Here is a 16,256-nt window from a genome sequence, read left to right as displayed (position 1 = left end):
AAAACTCACTGTCTCACCTTAGTTCAATACTTGATACGCCCGTAGCTCGGGGCACTTGTGAGTGCCAATCGGGTCACAGTTTGCGACCGATGGCTCAAGTCGCCATCCCCGCAGCCGAAAACCCGATGACAGGAGACAATAAAATCATGCTGCCACCGATGCTTCCCTTGAGTGCCGTGCCGGTTACGTCACAGCACGACCCGATCCGCCAGCGACCGGATATCCCACCCGTGGTGCCGGTGCAGGAAAGCTCCAACGAAAGTACCATCGACCTGCAGCAACGAGACCCTGAGGAAGCGGCTTATCAGTTGCGCGAGGAACAGCGCCGCAAGCAGGAGCAACAGCGCCGTCGCCAGGAAGCCGATGAATTTCCTGAGGAACACCTGGCGATCCCCGGGGTCGACCTCAACGCTGACAACACCGTACCGGTCAAGCCGTTGATCGAGGACGAGCCGCGTCAAGGCATGTGGGTCGATATCCAGGTCTAGCCGGTGGTAGCCGTCCAATTCGCATCCGGTATCGAGTTCGGGCAATAGACCACTGGCCATGGGCCTCGCCAGAACGCATTATTGGCGTAACGACACTTCACATGATGCGCTGAACGCCATGAGCCAAGACGACAAGTTGATCGACCTGAATGCCGAACGTGCCAAGCGCGTGCACGATCTCAACGAAAAACGCCTGAATGAAGTCCGCCAGGCATTCGAGCAGGCAATGCCGTTGGGAAAAACCGGCAAAAAGAAACCGAAGAACAAGCCGAAAAAGCGCTAATCCCCCCGTATTTATTGATGTAGGTCAGTTTCCTCCCTCCTTTGCGCCCAACCTCGGGCGATATTGATCCCGGTCAATTTCCTCCCCTGCCTGATTGGTTAACTTAGACCCATCGCAACAAGGCAAGCGCAGGAGGCCAGTCATGTTTTTCGACAACGTGGTGTTCGCCGGGGTGCTGACTGTCAGCCTCATGGTCTGTTTTTTTGCAGGGTTTGGATTTTTTATCTGGAAAGACGCACACAAGCGGAAAAAACCGTAGTTCTTTCTTGATGCAATGAGCACGCAAGGCATTTTGGGCAACTTCGGTTGCCCTTTTTTTTTCCTAAGAAATTTGCTGCTCGCGCTGCCCCCTGTAGGAGCGAGCTTGCTCGCGATGGCGATTAATCAGTGACGTATAGGCTGACTGACACACTGCTATCGCGAGCAATCGAGCGTCGACCGGCTGCTCCTACAGGTGCGGTGTCGCACTGTAGAAACAAAAAAGGCGCGAACCTCTCGGAACGCGCCTTTTTCATTGCAGCATCTATCAGCTAGCCAGCGCCTTCGACGCCAGCCAGAACAGACCGGCCGACAAGCCTACGGTCGCTGGCAGGGTCAGCACCCAGGCGAGCAGGATGGTCTTGACCGTGCCGCTTTGCAGGCCGGCCTTGTTGGCGACCATGGTGCCAGCCACGCCCGAGGACAGCACGTGAGTGGTAGACACCGGCAGGCTGAAGATGTTGGCCATACCGATCAGGCTCGCGGTGGTGATCTGCGCCGACATGCCCTGGGAGTAGGTCATGCCTTGCTTGCCGATCTTCTCGCCGATGGTCAGTACCACGCGTTTCCAGCCAACCATGGTGCCCAGGCCCAGGGCCAGTGCTACCGCAAGGATCACCCAGAACGGTGCGTATTCGGTGGTGGCGGTCAGGTCCTTGCGCAGTTTGTCCAGGTCCGCTTTTTCACGCGGGGCCAGGCCTGGTAGCTTGCTGACTTTCTTGGCGGTGTCATCCAGGCACAGCAGGTAGCGACGTACCTCGATACGGCTTTCCGATGGCAACGAGTGGTAATCCGCTACACCCTTGAGAGTATCGAGCAGGGCGTTGATGGTCGGTTCGGTCTGTTGCGGATTGCAACGGAATTTCTCCGGCAGATCGCCTTCCACGCTTTTGCCCAGGGCCAGGAACTCACCCAGGGTATCGCCGTTGCGCTTGTAGAACTGGCTCAGGTGCAGGGTGGCGTCGCGAGTCCGTTCGATCTGGTAGGTGGTGCTGCCCAGGTCGAGTACGAATTGCGCCGGGACGATACCGATCAGCACCAGCATGATCAGGCCGATGCCTTTCTGGCCATCGTTGGAACCGTGTACGAAGCTCACGGCCATGGCCGAAATCACCAGGACCAGGCGGTTCCAGAATGGCGGATGCTTCTTGTCGTCGAGCTTGCGACGCTGTTCCGGCGTCTTGTGCATCTTGGACAGCGGGCGCCACCATTTCAGACCGATGAGGATCAGGGCCGCGACCAAAAAGCCGGCCATGGGCGAGAACACCAGGGACGCACCGATATCGATCGCTTTCTGCCAGTTAACGCCATCGGCCAGCGGGATGTCGTTGATCAGGGCGTTGGCCAGGCCGACACCGAGGATCGAACCGATCAGCGTATGGGAACTGGAGGCCGGGATACCGAAGTACCAGGTGCCCAGGTTCCAGGCGATCGCGGCAGCCAGCAACGAGAACACCATCGCCAGGCCGTGACCGGTATTGACGTTGATCAGCAGCTCCACCGGCAACAGGTGGACGATGGCGTAGGCCACGCCGACGCCGCCCAGCAGCACACCGAGGAAATTGAATACACCGGAAAAGAACACCGCCAGGTGTGGCGGCATGGCTTTGGTGTAGATAACGGTGGCAACCGCGTTAGCGGTGTCATGAAAGCCGTTGATGAACTCGAACGCGAGGACAAAGGTGAGGGCGAGCAAGAGGCTCACAAGCACCCAAGCATCCAGTCCGGTGAATAAATCGATCATGAAGGTTTTCTGACCCGGTCATAAGGGGGCGCGATTATGCCAGAAAAGACGGGTAATCGATGCACTAGCTGCTCATCGGTAACATTCTTCATTGATTTTTTTTGTCACATTGCCCCGGGGTTGGCGCGTCTGCAGGGTTGCTCAAGCTCTTGAATTTCCGGGATTACCGCGCAAAAACAGGGGTTTCACACACCGTTGCGGGCGGTGTAAAGGCTTGTATGAAATATCTGAGAAGGGGGCCAGACGTAAGCCAATTTCTCACCAGATAGATGAGATGACCGCTGCCCGCTCGTAGCGGGCGCGAATGGCAACATCAATGCACGCCGCTTTCAACGGTTGCAAATGCAGGCCCCGAAAGGACCCAGGCCGAAGGGCTTATGGCTCTTCGGGTCTGAGTTCCTTTTCCATCTTCTGCAGTTCCTGGTTAAAAGCTTGATCCTGAACGGTGGCGCGTTTACGCCATGGTTTGCGTTCTGGCTCGGGCTGAGCGGCGTAAGTGGTGATTTCTCCGCCGTAAACTTCCTTGTAACGTTGTTCCTGGCGCTCTAATTCGGCGCGCAGTTCTTCTTTCGTCACAGTGCTACCTGTATGGGTTGAGATGGATTCTGGTAAATCGCGCTGCATCCAATGTATCGACCGCGCTCGGTGAAAAATCAGTGCCGGGGTCGGCATTGTTTCAAGGCACGGCGATCAATACTTCCATGTTGCAGGCGGCCACGGCACCAGAGCAAAACAGCTGACGTAGCATCAATTTCCTGATTAGCGAGCGCGCTGGCGGGACATTCGCGAATGAGCGTCAGGCACTGCTTTGGGTAACGGCGATTGAACATCGAGTTACCGGTGGCGGAACCGGCCAATCAGAAAAGCCAGTCGCCACTGACCTGCATTATAGCGACCGATTTGAAGAACACTATCGCCAAAGAGTTAAAAATGGATCTTGATGTGTGATGGGCTTTATAACTTGAAACTCTTTGCGTCCAATGTCCGCGATGTCTTTCTGACGCCATTAAGCTGTTTAACTTCAGACATTATATGAGGGGCTTTAATTCCCTTATCAAGGGCGAACAAGTGCATGTAAGCGAACGGCGAAATCCGGCTGGACACGCCCGGTTCACACGTTGAGGTCGATTGCGATTATCGGGCGACGGTTCGATAATCGCCCAATCGTAATGGGGGATGGCTTGTGCGAGAGGCATCGAGCCGCTTGTAATAGCCGTCGCCGAGCCGCGTGGGAAAAAGACCCGATATGAATGATCAACTGCGCAACTCCTTCGCTTCCGTAGCGCCGCCGATTGTTGCGTCGCCCGCCAAGCGGATTCAGGCCATGACCGGCGATCCCGACTTCATGACGTCCCTGGCCCGTGGCCTGGCCGTAGTGCAAGCGTTCCAGGAGCGTAAACGGCACCTGACCATTGCCCAGATCAGCCACCGTACGGAAATTCCCCGCGCTGCCGTGCGACGTTGCCTGCACACCCTGATCAAGCTCGGCTACGCCACCACCGACGGGCGCACGTATTCGCTGTTGCCCAAGGTGCTGACCCTGGGTCATGCCTATCTGTCCTCGACGCCCTTGGCGGTGTCGGCCCAGCCCTACCTGGACCGCATGAGCGAGCAACTCCACGAGGCCTGCAACATGGCCACGCTGGAAGGTGATGACATTTTATACATCGCCCGGTCGGCGACGACTCAGCGCCTGATTTCCGTTGATCTTTCCGTGGGCGGGCGCCTGCCGGCCTATTGCACGTCCATGGGCCGCATCCTCCTGGCAGCGCTGGACGACACTTCCTTGCGTGAATACCTCGACCACGCTGACCTGCAAGCCAAGACCAGTCGAACCCTGCACACCCCCGAGGCATTGCTCGAATGCCTGCAAGAAGTCAGGCAACAAGGCTGGTGCATCGTCGACCAGGAACTGGAACAGGGCCTGCGCTCCATCGCCGTACCGGTTTACGACGCTTCCGGCCAAGTGGTGGCGGCACTCAACGTCAGCACGCATGCCGGACGAGTCAGTCGAAGCGAGCTGGAACAGCGTTTTCTGCCGGGGCTGCTCGCGGCCAGCCGCAACCTTAGCGCCCAGTTATTTGCGTAGGTCGGTTCAGCGCATTTGTCCTGTCGCCTGCGCCGGGCGGCGTTCCGAGGTGCTTTTAAAGGATCAGTAGCAAGGTAACAATCTGTTCGATAAACGAACACTTAGTCGATTATCGGATTGTTTGGCTTTTTAGGCAGGCTTAACCTTCAGTCATCCGGCGCGCGCATCGCGCCTTGTTCATCCACTGTCGGTTCAAACAAAAACGGGAGCCTGCCCCCATGGCTGAAATCCTTTCGCTGCACGACGCGGTGAAGCAATTCGTCAACGACGGCGATACCGTCGCGCTCGAAGGCTTCACTCACCTGATCCCTACGGCGGCCGGTCATGAAATCATTCGTCAAGGCAAGAAAGACCTGACACTGGTTCGGATGACGCCTGACCTGATCTACGATCAACTGATCGGCGCCGGTTGCGCTCGCAAGCTGATTTTCTCCTGGGGCGGCAACCCGGGCGTTGGCTCCCTGCACCGTCTGCGTGATGCCGTCGAGAAGCAATGGCCACACGCTTTGGAAATCGAAGAACACAGCCACGCCGACCTGGCCAATGCCTACGTGGCTGGCGCTTCCGGTCTGCCGTTTGCGGTGCTGCGTGCCTACGCCGGCTCCGACCTGCCGAAGGTCAACCCGCTGATCAAGTCCGTGACGTGCCCGTTCACTGGTGAAGTGCTGGCGGCGGTGCCTTCGGTTCGGCCGGACGTCACCGTGATCCATGCGCAGAAAGCCGACTGCAAAGGCAACGTGCTGCTCTGGGGCATCCTCGGCGTGCAGAAGGAAGCGGCCTTGGCGGCCAAGCGCTGCATCGTCACCGTGGAAGAACTGGTCGATGACCTGAATGCGCCGATGAACGCCTGTGTCTTGCCGACCTGGGCCTTGAGTGCTGTCTGCCATGTGCCCGGTGGCGCTCATCCGTCTTATGCCCACGGCTACAACGAGCGCGACAACCGCTTCTATCAGGCCTGGGACCCGATTGCCCGCGATCGTGAAACGTTCACCGCGTGGATCAACGAGTACATCCATGGCTGCGCTGACTTCAGCGAGTTCCAGGCCAAGCTGGCCGCTGCTTCGGAGGCGAAGTAATGACTTACACCACCAATGAAATGATGACCGTCGCCGCTGCCCGTCGCCTGAAGAACGGTTCGGTGTGCTTTGTCGGCATCGGCCTGCCCTCCAAGGCGGCCAACCTGGCACGGCTGACGTCTTCGCCCGACGTGGTCCTGATCTACGAGTCGGGACCGATTGGCGCCAAGCCAAGCGTGTTGCCGCTGTCTATCGGTGACGGTGAGCTGGCGGAAACCGCCGACACCGTAGTCCCGACCGGTGAGATTTTTCGCTATTGGTTGCAGGGCGGGCGCATCGACGTCGGCTTTCTCGGCGCGGCGCAGGTCGACCGCTTCGGCAACATCAACACCACGGTGGTGGGCGACTATCATCAGCCGAAAGTACGCTTGCCGGGTGCCGGTGGCGCGCCGGAAATCGCCGGTTCCGCCAAGAGTGTGCTGATCATCCTCAAGCAGTCGGCGCGTTCCTTCGTCGACAAGCTGGACTTCATCACTTCCGTTGGCCATGGCGAAGGCGGTGATTCGCGCAAACGCCTCGGCCTGCCGGGCGCAGGTCCCGTGGGCATTATCACGGACCTGTGCATCATGGAACCGGAGGAGGGGACCAACGAATTCGTAGTCACCGCGTTGCACCCGGGCGTGACCCGCGAACAAGTGAGCGCCGCTACCGGCTGGCCGATCCGTTTCGCCGACACTGTCGAGGTCAACGTCGAACCTAGCGCGGTGGAGCTGCAGGCGCTGCGTGATCTTGAGGCTCGCACCGCAGCCGCCCACGGCCAGGCACCCGGAGAAGCATAATGCGCGACGTTTATATCTGTGACGCGATTCGTACCCCCATTGGCCGTTTCGGCGGCGGCTTGGCGGCGGTTCGCGCCGATGACCTGGCTGCCGTGCCGATCAAGGCCCTGATGGAACGCAACCCGTCGGTAGACTGGACCGCCGTGGACGAGGTGTTCCTCGGCTGCGCCAACCAGGCCGGCGAAGACAACCGCAACGTGGCACGCATGGCACTGCTGCTGGCGGGCCTGCCGGACAGCATTCCGGGTGTGACCCTCAATCGCCTGTGCGCTTCGGGCATGGACGCGATCGGCACGGCTTTCCGCGCCATCGCCAGTGGCGAAATGGAGTTGACGATCGCCGGGGGCGTCGAATCGATGTCCCGCGCGCCGTTCGTGATGGGCAAGGCCGATGCGGCGTTTTCGCGCAACATGAAGCTGGAAGACACCACCATCGGCTGGCGCTTCATCAACCCCCTGATGAAAGCCCAGTACGGTGTCGATGCGATGCCGCAAACCGCTGACAATGTGGCAGACGATTATCAGGTGTCCCGCGCCGATCAGGACGCGTTCGCCTTGCGCAGCCAGCAACGCACCGCTGCCGCCCAGGCGGCAGGTTACTTCGCCGAAGAAATCGTCGAAGTACGAATTGCCCACAAGAAGGGTGAGACCGTGGTCAGCCAGGACGAACATCCGCGCGCCGACACCACCCTGGAGGCGCTGAACAAACTGAAACCGGTCAACGGCCCGGACAAGACAGTCACCGCCGGTAACGCTTCAGGCGTTAACGACGGCGCGGCGGCGTTGATCCTGGCCTCGGCCGAAGCCGTGAAGAAACACGGCCTGACACCCCGCGCCAAAGTGCTGGGCATGGCCAGCGCCGGTGTGGCGCCGCGTGTGATGGGCATCGGCCCGGTGCCGGCGGTGCGCAAACTCACCGAGCGCCTGGGGGTGGCGGTCAGCGATTTCGACGTGATCGAACTCAATGAAGCCTTTGCCAGCCAGGGGCTGGCGGTGCTGCGTGAGCTGGGGATTGCCGACGACGCTCCCCAGGTCAACCCGAACGGTGGCGCCATTGCCCTGGGCCATCCGCTGGGCATGAGCGGTGCGCGCCTGGTGCTGACGGCGCTGCACCAACTGGAAAAGAGCGGTGGCAAGAAAGGTCTGGCGACCATGTGTGTCGGTGTTGGCCAAGGTTTGGCATTAGCCATCGAACGCGTCTGACGCTCGGCATCGGGCACGCCAGCTCACACAGGGTTTTAATCGCCTGGCCAATTGAGGAACGGGGGTGTTGCAAAGTGTGTCTAGACTTTCAATGTCCCCAAAGAGTGAACAAACAATGACTATCCCCTCAGCGACTACTGAGCACTACACCGGCGAAGAGCGCAGCAAACGGATTTTTGCGATTGTCGGTGCTTCGTCGGGCAATCTCGTCGAATGGTTCGATTTCTACGTCTACGCCTTTTGCGCGATCTATTTTGCCCCGGCGTTCTTCCCCTCGGACAACCCCACCGTGCAACTGGTGAACACCGCAGGCGTGTTCGCTGCCGGCTTCCTGATGCGCCCGATTGGCGGCTGGATTTTTGGTCGTGTCGCTGACAAGCATGGTCGCAAGAATTCGATGCTGATTTCGATTCTGATGATGTGCTTCGGCTCGCTGCTCATTGCCTGCCTGCCGACCTACAGCAGCATTGGCGTATGGGCACCGATCCTGCTGCTGTTCGCCCGTTTGCTCCAAGGGTTGTCGGTGGGGGGCGAGTACGGCACCACGGCCACCTACATGAGCGAAGTCGCGCTCAAGGGCCAGCGCGGTTTCTTTGCTTCGTTCCAGTATGTGACGCTGATTGGCGGGCAACTGCTGGCCGTGTTGGTGGTGGTGATCCTGCAGCAGTTCCTCAGCGAAGATGAACTGCGTGCCTACGGCTGGCGTATCCCGTTCGTGGTCGGTGCGTTGGCGGCCTTGATCTCGCTGTTCCTGCGCCGCTCCTTGAAAGAAACCACCAGCAAGGAAATGCGCGAGAACAAGGATGCCGGCAGCATCGCGGCGCTGTTCCGCGATCACAAGGCGGCGTTCATTACCGTGCTTGGCTACACCGCCGGTGGTTCGCTGATTTTCTACACCTTCACCACCTACATGCAGAAGTACCTGGTCAACACCGCCGGCATGCACGCCAAGACCGCCAGTTACATCATGACCGGTGCGCTGTTCCTTTATATGTGCATGCAGCCGTTCTTCGGCATGCTCGCCGACAAGATCGGCCGACGTAACTCGATGCTCTGGTTCGGCGCACTGGGTACGCTGTGTACCGTGCCAATCCTGTTGACTCTGAAAAGCATCAGCAGCCCGTTCCTGGCCTTTGTGTTGATCACGTTGGCGCTGGCCATCGTCAGCTTCTACACATCGATCAGCGGGCTGGTGAAAGCCGAGATGTTTCCGCCAGAGGTGCGCGCACTGGGCGTCGGCCTGGCGTACGCGGTGGCCAACGCGATCTTCGGCGGCTCGGCGGAATACGTGGCGCTGAGCCTGAAGGCCGGTGGCATGGAAAACTCCTTCTACTGGTACGTTACGGTGATGATGGCCGTGGCATTCCTGTTCAGCCTGCGTCTGCCGAAGCAGGCGAAATACCTGCATCACGACCTTTGATCCATCTGCGTGGGCCTTCAAGGCCCACGCTTTCAGTAACGGCCTATGAACCAGCGACCGGCCAATCAATTGCGATGCCTGCTGGACCCTGCCCATTACCTCGGCCACGCGCGCGCCTGGGCCGAGCTCGCGGTGGCCGAACATTCTGCTGCCTGAAGGAGATTGCTGTGGCTTTCGTACAACTCGCCGATGGCGAACTGCATTACCAACTCGATGGGCCAGTGGATGCACCGGTGCTGGTGCTGTCCAACTCGCTGGGCACCGACCTGCACATGTGGGACGCGCAGATCGCCGCGTTCACCGAGCACTTTCGTGTGTTGCGCTTCGACACCCGTGGCCACGGCCAGTCGCTGGTGACGCCGGGGCCGTACAGCATCGAACAGCTGGGGGCTGACGTGCTGGCCCTGCTGGATGCCTTGCACATCGAAAGAGCGCATTTCTGCGGGCTGTCGATGGGCGGCCTGATCGGTCAGTGGCTGGGCATCAATGCCGGCCATCGCTTGAACAAACTGGTGGTGTGCAATACGGCGGCGAAGATCGGCGATCCATCGATCTGGAACCCGCGAATCGATACCGTACTGCGCGACGGTGCGGCCGCCATGGTCGCCTTGCGCGATGCATCGATTGCGCGCTGGTTCACCCCGGACTTTGCCGAGGCCCACCCGGCGACGGCGAAAAAAATCACCGACATGCTTGCCGCCACGTCGCCGCCAGGTTATGCCGCCAATTGCGCAGCGGTGCGCGATGCCGATTTCCGTGAGCAACTGGCCTCGATCAAGTCGCCGCTGTTGGTCATCGCGGGCACTGAGGATGCGGTAACTCCGCCGTCCGGTGGGCATTTTATCGAGGAGCATGTCCCAGGTGCCGAATACGCCGAGTTCCACGCGGCGCACTTGTCCAACGTTCAGGCCGGTGACGCGTTCAGCGAGCGGGTCATGGCGTTCTTGACGGCCCGTTGAGGGGCGATTTGTAGGCTAAAAACAACGTGGGGTTGAATCGCGGGATGAGCCCGGCGCTACCCCATAAAGACTTTCCCACGGACAACAAAAAGCCCACCAAACGGTGGGCTTCATGCATCTCAGCGGTCTATCAGAACAACCGCATCTTCGGCGCTTCTTCCTTCAACGGCTCAACCTTCGCCGTCTGCTCGTTCCAGCCACCGCCCAGTGCCTTGTACAGGTTCACGGCACTGGTCAGTTGCGCCAGACGATCGGTGATCAACGCCTGTTCGGCGCTGAACAGCTGACGCTGGGCATCGAGGAAGGTCAGGTTGCTGTCGACGCCAATGCGATAACGACGCTCGGCCAGGCGGTAGTAATCCTGGTTGGCGGTGACGAAATCACGTTGTGCCTGCAACTGCTCGGTGTAGGTCTGGCGGGCGGCCAGGCCATCAGCGACTTCCTGGAAGGCCGTTTGAATGGACTTCTCGTAGTTCGCCACGCCGATGTCTTTCTGGATCTTCGAGTAATCCAGGCTGGCGCGCAGGCTGCCGGCGTTGAAGATCGGCAGGTTGATCTGCGGCTGGAACAGCCAGGTGCCCGAGCCGCCCTTGAACAGGCCCGACAGGTCCGGGCTCAGGGTCCCGGCATTGGCGGTCAGGCTGATGCTCGGGAAGAACGCTGCGCGTGCCGCGCCGATATTGGCGTTGGCCGCTTTCAGGTTGTACTCGGCTTGCAGGATGTCCGGACGACGTTGCAGCAGGTCCGACGGCAAACCAGGCGGTACGTCGCTCAGCAGATCGTCAGACAGCGGCTTGCCTTCTCGCAGATTGGCCGGAATGGACGTGCCGAGCAGCAGCACCAGGCTGTTTTCATCCTGGGCGACCTGGCGAGTGTAACGGGCCAGTTGCGCACGGGCGTTTTCCACCGAGGTGCGCGACTGCGCCAGGTCCAGCGCCGAGGCGACGCCCACTTCGTTGCTGCGCGAGGTGAGCTTGTAGCTCTCCTCGAACGCACCCAGGGTGTCCTGAGTCAGCTTGCGCAGTTCTTTATCGGCCTGCCAGGTCAGGTAGGCATTCGCCACACTGGCCACCAGGCTGATTTGCGTGCTGCGACGGCCTTCTTCGGTAGCGAAGTACTGTTGCAAGGCTTGTTCGCTCAGGCTGCGAACCCGACCGAACAGGTCAAGTTCATAGGCGCTGATGCCGACGGTGGCGGAGTAGGAACTGGTGATCCCCGCCTGACCGGTCTGCGATGCGTCCGCCGGAACCCGCTGACGGCTGCCGGTGGCGTTGGCGGAAACGGCCGGGTACAGGTCGGCACGCTGGATGCGGTACTGCGCGGCGAACGCATCGATGTTCAGTGCCGCGACGCGCAGGTCGCGGTTGTTTTCCAGGGCAACCTGAATCAACTGTTGCAGGGCCGGGTCATGGAAAAACTGCTTCCAGCCTTGCTCCGCAGCTGCCTGGGCAGGCGCCTGGGCCGGCGAGTACGCCGGACCTTGCGGGTACTGAGCCTCAACCGGCGCTTGTGGCTGCTGGTAGTCAGGGATCAGCGAGCAGCCGCTCAGCACGAAGGCGGCGACTGCGATGGAGAGTAGCGACTTGCTCATTGGCCAGCCTCTTTGGAAGATTCGAATGCAGCGTCCTGGTCGGCGATCTTGCGCTGGCCAATGGACGATACGGCGACGAAGAACAACGGGACCCAGAAGATCGCGAGTACGGTGGCGGTGATCATACCGCCAATTACCACAGTACCGATTGCATGTTGGCTGCCGGAGCCCGCACCCGTGGAAATCGCCAGCGGTACAACGCCGAGGATAAACGCCAGCGAGGTCATGATGATCGGGCGCAGCCGCATGCGGCAGGCTTCGATCGCCGCATCGGCGAGGCTGCGGCCCTGCTCATGCAGTTCCTTGGCGAATTCGACAATCAGGATGGCGTTTTTCGCCGCCAGACCGATGGTCGTCAACAGGCCCACCAGGAAGTACACATCATTGGACAACCCGCGCAAGCTGGTGGCCAACAGGGCACCGATAATCCCCAGCGGTACCACGAGCACCACCGCAATCGGGATCGACCAGCTTTCGTACAACGCCGCCAGACACAGGAACACCATCAGCAACGACAGGGCGAACAGCGCCGGTGCCTGGGAACCTGCCAGGCGTTCTTCATACGACAGACCGGTCCAGGAAATGCCCACGCCCGCTGGCAGTTTCTTGGCAATGGCTTCGACTTCTGCCATGGCTTCACCGGTGGAATAACCCGGTGCCGGGGCGCCGAGGATTTCGACCGCTTCCACACCGTTGTAGCGCGACAGCTTCGGCGAACCGTAGATCCACTCACCCTTGGCGAACGCCGAGAACGGCACCATGGTTCCGGCGCTGTTGCGCACGTACCACTTCTGCAGGTCTTCAGGGCTCATGCGCGAGTCCGGCTGGCCTTGTACGTACACTTTCTTCACCCGACCGCGGTCGATGAAGTCGTTGACGTAGCTACTGCCCAGGGCAATCGACAGAGTGCTATTGATGTCGGCGATGGTAATGCCCAGGGCACTGGCCTTCTCGTCATCGATTTCCAACTGGTATTGCGGTTCGTCGTTCAAACCGTTCGGACGCACTTGCGTCAGCACCTTGCTCTGGGCCGCCATGCCCAGGAACTGATTGCGTGCTTCCATCAGTTTCTGGTGACCCAGACCGGCACGGTCCTGCAGGAACACGTCGAAACCGGTGGCGTTACCCAGCTCCAATACCGCAGGCGGTGCGAAGGCGAACACCATGGCGTCACGGAAGGTGAAGAAGTGCTGTTGGGCACGGGCTGCCACCTTGAACACGCTGTTGTCGGCGTTACGATCACCCCATGGCTTGAGCATGATAAATGCCATGCCGGAGCTCTGGCCACGGCCGGCGAAGTTGAAGCCGGTCACGGTAAACACCGAGTTCACGGCATCACCTTCACCACCATCCTTGCCTGGTCGCAGCAGGTACTCACGCATCTGGTCCACGACCACTTGTGTGCGCTGGGCAGTGGAACCTGCCGGTGTCTGCACCTGGGCAAACAGTACGCCCTGGTCTTCCTCGGGGAGGAACGAGGAAGGAATGCGCATGAACAGCCAGATCATACCGATGACGATGATTACGTAGGCCAGCAGGTAGGGCGCCTTGTGACGCAGGATGTTGCCGACGCCACGCTCGTAGCTGTTCACGCTGCGGTCGAAGTTGCGGTTGAACCAGCCGAAGAAGCCGCGCTTGGACGTGCCGTGATCACCTTTGGCAACCGGCTTGAGCATGGTCGCGCACAGGGCCGGGGTGAAGATCAGGGCAACCAGCACCGACAGGGCCATGGCCGAGACGATGGTGATGGAGAACTGCTTGTAGATCACACCGGTGGAACCACCGAAGAATGCCATCGGCAGCAGTACCGCCGAGAGCACCATGGCAATACCGACCAGGGCGCCCTGAATCTGACCCATGGATTTTTTCGTGGCTTCCTTGGGTGACAGGCCTTCTTCGCTCATCACCCGCTCGACGTTTTCCACCACGACGATGGCGTCGTCCACCAGCAAGCCGATGGCCAGCACCATGCCGAACATGGTCAGGGTGTTGATGCTGAAACCGGCTGCGGCGAGGATGCCGAACGTACCCAGCAATACCACCGGCACGGTCATTGTGGTGATGACCGTGGCGCGGAAGTTCTGCAGGAACAGGAACATCACCAGGAACACCAGCACGACGGCTTCGACCAGGGTTTCAACCACGCTCTCGATCGAGGCGGTCACCACGGGCGTGGTGTCGTACGGGAACACCACTTCCATCCCTTGCGGGAAGAAGGGCTTGAGGTTATCGATGGTGGTACGCAGGGCTTTTGCCGTGTCGAGGGCGTTGGCACCGTTGGCCAGTTTTACCGCCAGGCCGGAAGCCGGCGCGCCGTTGAACTGGGCGTTGATGCTGTAGTTCTCGCCACCCAGACCGACGTCCGCGACGTCCTTGAGGCGTACCTGCGAGCCGTCCTTGTTGACTTTGAGCAGGATCTTGTCGAACTGCTCTGCGGTCTGCAGACGGGTCTTGCCGATGATCGTCGCGTTCAACTGGGTGCCGGGCAGGGCAGGCAAGCCGCCGAGTTGGCCGGAAGACACCTGGACGTTTTGCGCGGCGATGGCGGTCTTCACGTCGACCGGGGTCAGGTTGAATTTGTTCAACTTGGCCGGATCGAGCCAGATGCGCATGGCGTACTGCGAACCGAACACCTGGAAGTCACCGACACCGGCGGTCCGGGAGATCGGGTCCTGCATGTTGGACACGATGTAGTTGGACAGGTCGTCCTTGGTCATGCTGCCGTCGCGGGAGACCACGCCGATCACCAACAGGAAGTTCTTCACGGCCTTGGTGACGCGGATACCCTGCTGCTGCACTTCTTGCGGCAGCAACGGGGTGGCGAGGTTCAGCTTGTTCTGGACCTGGACCTGCGCGGTATCGGAGTTGGTGCCTTGCTCGAAGGTCGCGGTGATGGTCATGGTGCCGTCGGAGTTACTTTCCGAAGACACATAACGCAGGTTGTCGATACCGTTGAGCTGTTGCTCGATGACCTGCACCACGGTGTCCTGCACGGTTTGCGCGGAGGCACCCGGGTAGGTCACGGAAATGGCGATCGCCGGAGGCGCAATGCTCGGGTATTGGTTGATCGGCAACTTGAGGATCGATAGAGCCCCGACCAGCATGATCACCAGGGCAATGACCCAGGCGAAAATCGGACGGTCGATAAAAAATTTCGACATGGTTTACTCCCCTTTGCCGCTGGAAGCCTTGTCAGCTGCCTGAGCGGGGGCCGGGTTCTTCGCGCCGACGTTGGTCGCTTCGCTGGCTTTGACTTCAATGCCAGGTTTGACGTATTGCAGACCTTCGGTGATCAGACGATCGCCGGCTTTAAGACCGTCTTCGATCAGCCACTGGCTGCCGACGGTTCGGCTGGCCTTGAGCTGACGCAGTTCGACCTTGTTGTCGGCGCCGACGACCATCGCGGTCGGGCTGCCCTTGAGGTCACGGGTCACGCCTTGCTGCGGCGCCAGGATCGCCGCGCTGTTCACGCCGGCTTGCAGCTGCGCATGGACAAACATGCCTGGCAACAGCGTGTGATCCGGGTTCGGGAATACGGCGCGCAGGGTCACGGAACCGGTGGTCTGGTCAACCGAGACTTCGGAGAACTCGAGCTTGCCGTCCAGTTTGTACTGGCTGCCATCCTCGAGAGTGAGCTTGACCGCCGCTGCGTTGTCCCCGGATTTCTGCAGGCGACCGCTTTCCAGGTCGCTGCGCAGCTTCAGCAATTCCACCGAGGACTGGGTGACGTCGACGTAGATCGGGTCCAGTTGCTGGATCACCGCCATCGCATCGGTCTGACCGCTGGTGACCAACGCGCCTTCGGTCACGCTGGAGCGGCCGATACGGCCGGTGATAGGCGCATAGACCTTGGTGTAGCGCACATTGATCTGCGCGCTTTGCAAGGCGGCTTCCGATTGCAGGCGATTGGCCAGGGCGGTGTCGTATTCCTGGCGGCTGACGGCCTGTTCGTTGACCAGTTGCTTGTAGCGATCAGAGATCGATTTGGTCTGTTGCAGGTTGGCTTCGGCGCTTTTGAGCGTCGCCTCATACACAGCCGGGTCGATCTGATACAGCTGCTGGCCAACCTTGACGTCGCCGCCTTCCTTGAACAGGCGCTTGAGAATGATGCCGTTGACCTGTGGGCGAACTTCGGCGATGCGGTAGGCGCTCGTGCGTCCCGGCAAATCCGAGGTCAGGGTGAAGGCTTGAGGTTGCAGGGTGACGACGCCGACCTGAGGCGGTGGAGCGGCGGGCGCCGCCTCTTCCTTTTTACAACCGCTGAGCAGCGATGCAAGGGCGACGGCGGCGACCAGAGCGGTAACAGCTGGCTTGAATTGCATGAAAATCCTCGGGTCAGGCGCGCAAATTGCGCACAGGAAATGTGA

General features: G+C 60.2%; 14 protein-coding genes and 1 pseudogene. 10 read left to right on the top strand and 5 right to left on the bottom strand.

What is annotated here, in order from left to right:
* Nucleotides 1-146: 146 nt before the first annotated feature.
* From AB4N64_RS18805 to ccoM, 3 genes are all read left to right on the top strand, one after another.
* Nucleotides 147-488, top strand: coding sequence for an aspartate-semialdehyde dehydrogenase (locus tag AB4N64_RS18805; RefSeq protein ID WP_460117378.1), 342 nt, complete (start codon nt 147-149; stop codon nt 486-488).
* A 118-nt stretch (nt 489-606) separates the two neighbouring features.
* Nucleotides 607-771, top strand: a complete 165-nt coding sequence (locus tag AB4N64_RS18800) for a hypothetical protein (protein WP_460117377.1) — start codon at nt 607-609, stop codon at nt 769-771.
* A gap of 142 nt (nt 772-913) precedes the next feature.
* Nucleotides 914-1,030 carry a cytochrome c oxidase subunit CcoM gene (gene ccoM, locus AB4N64_RS18795; RefSeq protein ID WP_460117376.1) on the top strand — a complete coding sequence of 39 codons (117 nt, stop codon included), beginning with the start codon at nt 914-916 and terminating at the stop codon, nt 1,028-1,030.
* 267 nt (nt 1,031-1,297) lie between these two features.
* Here ccoM and AB4N64_RS18790 read toward each other — a convergent pair whose 3' ends face one another.
* On the bottom strand, nt 1,298-2,773 hold the full coding sequence (locus AB4N64_RS18790; protein WP_460117375.1) for an inorganic phosphate transporter: 1,476 nt from the start codon (nt 2,771-2,773) through the stop codon (nt 1,298-1,300).
* Between the two features lie 375 nt (nt 2,774-3,148).
* Nucleotides 3,149-3,349 (bottom strand): hypothetical protein, encoded by a 201-nt coding sequence (locus tag AB4N64_RS18785; protein ID WP_460117374.1) that lies wholly within the window; start codon nt 3,347-3,349, stop codon nt 3,149-3,151.
* A gap of 670 nt (nt 3,350-4,019) precedes the next feature.
* On the opposite strand from AB4N64_RS18785, the gene pcaR reads away from it, so the two are divergent.
* The 7 genes and pseudogenes from pcaR to pcaD all read left to right on the top strand — a co-directional run bounded on the left by pcaR (nt 4,020) and on the right by pcaD (nt 10,298).
* Complete coding sequence (pcaR, locus tag AB4N64_RS18780; RefSeq protein WP_368557436.1) at nt 4,020-4,862, top strand: pca regulon transcriptional regulator PcaR; 843 nt, start codon at nt 4,020-4,022, stop codon at nt 4,860-4,862.
* 218 nt (nt 4,863-5,080) lie between these two features.
* A complete protein-coding gene (locus AB4N64_RS18775; protein WP_460117373.1) occupies nt 5,081-5,938 on the top strand; it encodes a CoA transferase subunit A in 858 nt (285 codons plus the stop codon).
* Nucleotides 5,938-6,717 (top strand): CoA-transferase subunit beta, encoded by a 780-nt coding sequence (locus tag AB4N64_RS18770; RefSeq protein ID WP_460117372.1) that lies wholly within the window; start codon nt 5,938-5,940, stop codon nt 6,715-6,717. The genes AB4N64_RS18775 and AB4N64_RS18770 overlap by 1 nt, the downstream gene beginning before the upstream one ends.
* Nucleotides 6,714-7,919, top strand: a complete 1,206-nt coding sequence (gene pcaF / locus AB4N64_RS18765; RefSeq protein WP_460126802.1) for a 3-oxoadipyl-CoA thiolase — start codon at nt 6,714-6,716, stop codon at nt 7,917-7,919. The genes AB4N64_RS18770 and pcaF overlap by 4 nt, the downstream gene beginning before the upstream one ends.
* 115 nt (nt 7,920-8,034) lie before the next feature.
* Nucleotides 8,035-9,339 (top strand): MFS family transporter, encoded by a 1,305-nt coding sequence (locus AB4N64_RS18760; RefSeq protein WP_460117371.1) that lies wholly within the window; start codon nt 8,035-8,037, stop codon nt 9,337-9,339.
* A gap of 69 nt (nt 9,340-9,408) precedes the next feature.
* A pseudogene (locus AB4N64_RS18755) lies at nt 9,409-9,495 on the top strand (hypothetical protein); the annotation flags it as partial.
* 11 nt (nt 9,496-9,506) lie between these two features.
* The gene (gene pcaD / locus AB4N64_RS18750) at nt 9,507-10,298 is read left to right on the top strand and encodes a 3-oxoadipate enol-lactonase (protein WP_460117370.1); all 792 of its coding nucleotides are present in this window, start codon (nt 9,507-9,509) and stop codon (nt 10,296-10,298) included.
* 130 nt (nt 10,299-10,428) lie between these two features.
* Here the strand turns inward: pcaD and emhC are convergent, their stop codons facing one another.
* The 3 genes from emhC to emhA are packed head-to-tail and all read right to left on the bottom strand — an operon-like array spanning nt 10,429 to nt 16,211.
* The gene (gene emhC / locus AB4N64_RS18745; RefSeq protein ID WP_460117369.1) at nt 10,429-11,889 is read right to left on the bottom strand and encodes an efflux RND transporter outer membrane subunit EmhC; all 1,461 of its coding nucleotides are present in this window, start codon (nt 11,887-11,889) and stop codon (nt 10,429-10,431) included.
* Nucleotides 11,886-15,050 (bottom strand): efflux RND transporter permease subunit EmhB, encoded by a 3,165-nt coding sequence (emhB, locus tag AB4N64_RS18740; protein WP_460117368.1) that lies wholly within the window; start codon nt 15,048-15,050, stop codon nt 11,886-11,888. Before emhB ends, emhC begins: the two co-directional genes overlap by 4 nt.
* A 3-nt stretch (nt 15,051-15,053) precedes the next feature.
* Nucleotides 15,054-16,211 carry an efflux RND transporter periplasmic adaptor subunit EmhA gene (gene emhA / locus AB4N64_RS18735; RefSeq protein ID WP_460117367.1) on the bottom strand — a complete coding sequence of 386 codons (1,158 nt, stop codon included), beginning with the start codon at nt 16,209-16,211 and terminating at the stop codon, nt 15,054-15,056.
* Between the last annotated feature and the right edge of the window lie 45 nt (nt 16,212-16,256).

The sequence above is a fragment of the Pseudomonas sp. S2_C03 genome (assembly GCF_054668405.1).
The sequence above is the reverse complement of the archived record's forward strand: the minus strand, read 5'-3'. Positions and strand labels throughout refer to the sequence as shown.

Coding starts and splice junctions, on each gene's coding strand:
- pcaR (WP_368557436.1), top strand. CDS start 4,020: ATGAATGATCAACTGCGCAACTCCTTCGCTTCCGTAGCGCCGCCGATT.
- emhC (WP_460117369.1), bottom strand. CDS start 11,889: ATGAGCAAGTCGCTACTCTCCATCGCAGTCGCCGCCTTCGTGCTGAGC.
- emhB (WP_460117368.1), bottom strand. CDS start 15,050: ATGTCGAAATTTTTTATCGACCGTCCGATTTTCGCCTGGGTCATTGCC.
- emhA (WP_460117367.1), bottom strand. CDS start 16,211: ATGCAATTCAAGCCAGCTGTTACCGCTCTGGTCGCCGCCGTCGCCCTT.
- AB4N64_RS18770 (WP_460117372.1), top strand. CDS start 5,938: ATGACTTACACCACCAATGAAATGATGACCGTCGCCGCTGCCCGTCGC.
- AB4N64_RS18805 (WP_460117378.1), top strand. CDS start 147: ATGCTGCCACCGATGCTTCCCTTGAGTGCCGTGCCGGTTACGTCACAG.
- ccoM (WP_460117376.1), top strand. CDS start 914: ATGTTTTTCGACAACGTGGTGTTCGCCGGGGTGCTGACTGTCAGCCTC.
- AB4N64_RS18790 (WP_460117375.1), bottom strand. CDS start 2,773: ATGATCGATTTATTCACCGGACTGGATGCTTGGGTGCTTGTGAGCCTC.
- AB4N64_RS18800 (WP_460117377.1), top strand. CDS start 607: ATGAGCCAAGACGACAAGTTGATCGACCTGAATGCCGAACGTGCCAAG.
- AB4N64_RS18775 (WP_460117373.1), top strand. CDS start 5,081: ATGGCTGAAATCCTTTCGCTGCACGACGCGGTGAAGCAATTCGTCAAC.
- AB4N64_RS18760 (WP_460117371.1), top strand. CDS start 8,035: ATGACTATCCCCTCAGCGACTACTGAGCACTACACCGGCGAAGAGCGC.